Genomic DNA, 2,568 nt, shown 5'->3' with positions numbered 1-2,568 from the left:
ACGAACAAAAAATATCACCTCCATTACGGAGGTGATATTTGCAGATTGCTAATTTTCTATTCCGTAATACTCTCGAAGTTCTTCCGAGAGTTGCCCACGCTGCTTGACGATCTGCGCGATCGCCCGCCTCACTTCATCGCGCCAGTTGTCATTTTGCTTGAGCGCTTCGACCATCGATGGCTCGATCCAAATCGATAGCTTCGATTTCAAAGACTCTGGGCGATCGCCTTTCTGAAACTGGAATTTTTCCAGCTCAGGATTTCCCCCGGGTCTTCCTCTTCCCATTGGAGCCTCCTCATGTACTTACTCTATTCTAGCACGGGGTCTCCCTAAAAAAGATTGTAAAGAAAAGTTACAACCCCTTGCTTTTTGCCTGACCCCGTGCAATAATAAAAGTGTGGTTAAGACAAGAACCTTGAAAATTCAATAAGGATCCTTTTCACCTTGCTTCAGGAGAGACAGATTGGGCAAGGTACTTGGATCCAATGAAATCAATGCAAGTAGACTAAGGAGATTAACGATGGCAAAAGTAGTTTTCGGCTTTTTCAAAAGCGACAAGGCTTATTATAGTGCCTTGTGGAATCAAATAAAACACTGGAAAGATTCCAAACAAGCACTAAGTTTAAGTGTAGAGCAAAAAAATCAAAAAGTGTGGCATCGTGGCCACATAGTATTGGAAGAAAAAATTTTCATTCCGATAGTACGATTCAAAACAAAAGACAATCGAATAATGTCGCGGCGGTGTAGCCTAAACGGATTGCCGATTTATGCAATCGAAAAAGTCAGCCAGGAGGTGTATGAAGTTCGTCCACTTTCAGGGAGCAATAATTCCAAAGAAAATCAAGTTTACTTTACGTCAGAACAGGACTGCACATGTCCGGCATGGCGGAAAAACACTGGATTAATTGGAGGCCGGTGCAAGCATCAACTGATGCTTCAAACGGAATTTCAACAAATTAAGGCAGCGAAAAAGCTGCTTGAGAAACAAATAATCCCAGCACATCCCCAAAAAATCCAAAAAGCAGAGCCAGCAAGCGTAAAGTTGGTACAACTTTGCAACGGATATTCCCCCTTTCCGGGTTGTCAACTCCGAGCAGAAAGCGGTGATAGTGGATACGATTTTAAGGTCCTAGGGGAAGTAGAGGACCGGGCAAACAAACAAAGAATCACCGCTTGCTTTGGATTGATACATCCGCAACCGAACAACAGATTTACCTATTCAAATCGGAGAATTTACAGCCAAGGAAATCCATTGCAAACCGAGGAAAATATTGCTCGTGCTTGTCGCGAGTTAAAAAATAACTCGGATTACAAAAATTGTAGTTTTTGGGAAGAAAAACCCAAAAATGAAGAGAACGAAGAAGTAGATATGAATAACTTATTTTCTGCTTCAATAAATCTCCAAAAGGCAAAAATTCCACAAAAAACGTACACCTATCGAGTAATCAGGAATAACAACGACCTGTGGAGTTTTTACAATACCGATACGAATTCATTTGCCGATCAGGCAGTGTATTACGAAGAAATTAACGAACGAACACGACGATTGCACAATCAAGGCCACAAAATAGAAATACTATCACCGAAAGGACATTTTCGTTGGAATGGAGAGGTATGGCGTTCTGTTGGTAGGAATTAACTAAATCGCATCCTCCCAGCTGCAGATGGGAGGATAGGGTTTAGTCCCTAGTTGAGTACAGAAAAGAGGAAAAAAAGGAAAATGGACAACAACAGCAAACCAACTTTATCGGTTTTTGGTGCTCCAACAGAAAACGCTTTAATCTTGCCAGAAATGCCATTTGCCTTGCGCAATAACTGCCAATCTGGCAAATGGACGACTGGCGACGAAGAATACGGCTCTAAAATAGCCATGACTATTTTGAAGTTTAGCAAATTTTTCGGCAATCTTGGCCAAACAAAAAACACCCTTTGGGGACAAATTTGGTTCGTGGCTGAAGCCGGAGAAATGCCCCATAATGTGGTGATGGTAACTTACATTAAAGGGCGCAGCCTGAATGACTTTAATCGCTTGGTAGTATCCGTGCAGGCTCGGGGAATTGAGCCAGCCGAGGGAATTTTTATTCCCGAATTCGTCAAGCATTCCGGTCAGAAACCCGATGAAACCGGGGTGTTGAGGCCAATTAACTATTATAGCCTGAAATGGGATTGGGCGGAACGAACCAACTGGGAGGTAATCGAACAAGCAGCATCTATGCTCGAAGACCCGCAAAATGTCAGTCGGTTGATTGATTTGCAGGGCACCCGGGAAATGGTTTGTTTGGATAATTTGAATCCCCATGAAATTGCTTGTTTGATGGAAGAACAAAAAAACCCAATCGAAAAACTTCCGCCAGTTGAATGACTCTAAATAACTGTTAGTTCTAACAGTTATTTCTGAAAAATTCTTGCGATCGCTTCCTTCGGATCTATTTGGAGGCGATCGCACACCTCTAGCAGGTGATTTAGCAAAAGCGCGAGAAGGTCGGATTTAGTGTCTCTTGCGCCTGTCGCGCGCGCGATCGCCTGATTGAAGCGATCGCTATCACCTTCTAGCGGGCGAAACCCAAG

The 2,568-nt window shown here is 43.1% G+C and carries 4 protein-coding genes and 1 pseudogene; 2 read left to right on the top strand and 3 right to left on the bottom strand.

The window, feature by feature from the left end; genetic code table 11:
- Positions 1 to 48: 48 nt before the first annotated feature.
- Positions 49 to 285 carry a hypothetical protein gene (locus AC0QH1_RS30765; RefSeq protein ID WP_324635256.1) on the bottom strand — a complete coding sequence of 79 codons (237 nt, stop codon included), beginning with the start codon at positions 283 to 285 and terminating at the stop codon, positions 49 to 51.
- Between the two features lie 235 nt (positions 286 to 520).
- Here AC0QH1_RS30765 and AC0QH1_RS30760 point away from each other — a divergent pair, with 235 nt between their 5' ends.
- Positions 521 to 1,639 carry a hypothetical protein gene (locus AC0QH1_RS30760; RefSeq protein ID WP_324635255.1) on the top strand — a complete coding sequence of 373 codons (1,119 nt, stop codon included), beginning with the start codon at positions 521 to 523 and terminating at the stop codon, positions 1,637 to 1,639.
- A 47-nt stretch (positions 1,640 to 1,686) separates the two neighbouring features.
- Here AC0QH1_RS30760 and AC0QH1_RS30755 read toward each other — a convergent pair whose 3' ends face one another.
- Entirely contained in the window at positions 1,687 to 1,872 is a 186-nt protein-coding gene (locus AC0QH1_RS30755; RefSeq protein ID WP_324635257.1) for a hypothetical protein, read from the bottom strand.
- Here AC0QH1_RS30755 and AC0QH1_RS30750 point away from each other — a divergent pair.
- Positions 1,784 to 2,317 (top strand): annotated as a pseudogene (locus AC0QH1_RS30750) (hypothetical protein); the annotation flags it as partial. The gene AC0QH1_RS30755 and the pseudogene AC0QH1_RS30750 overlap by 89 nt on opposite strands.
- A gap of 71 nt (positions 2,318 to 2,388) precedes the next feature.
- Here the strand turns inward: AC0QH1_RS30750 and AC0QH1_RS30745 are convergent.
- A partial coding sequence (locus AC0QH1_RS30745) for a hypothetical protein (protein ID WP_324635254.1) occupies positions 2,389 to 2,568 on the bottom strand: 180 nt, incomplete at its 5' end.

The sequence above is a fragment of the Phormidium sp. CCY1219 genome, assembly GCF_055795085.1.
This window is presented reverse-complemented; position numbering and strand designations above follow the sequence as displayed.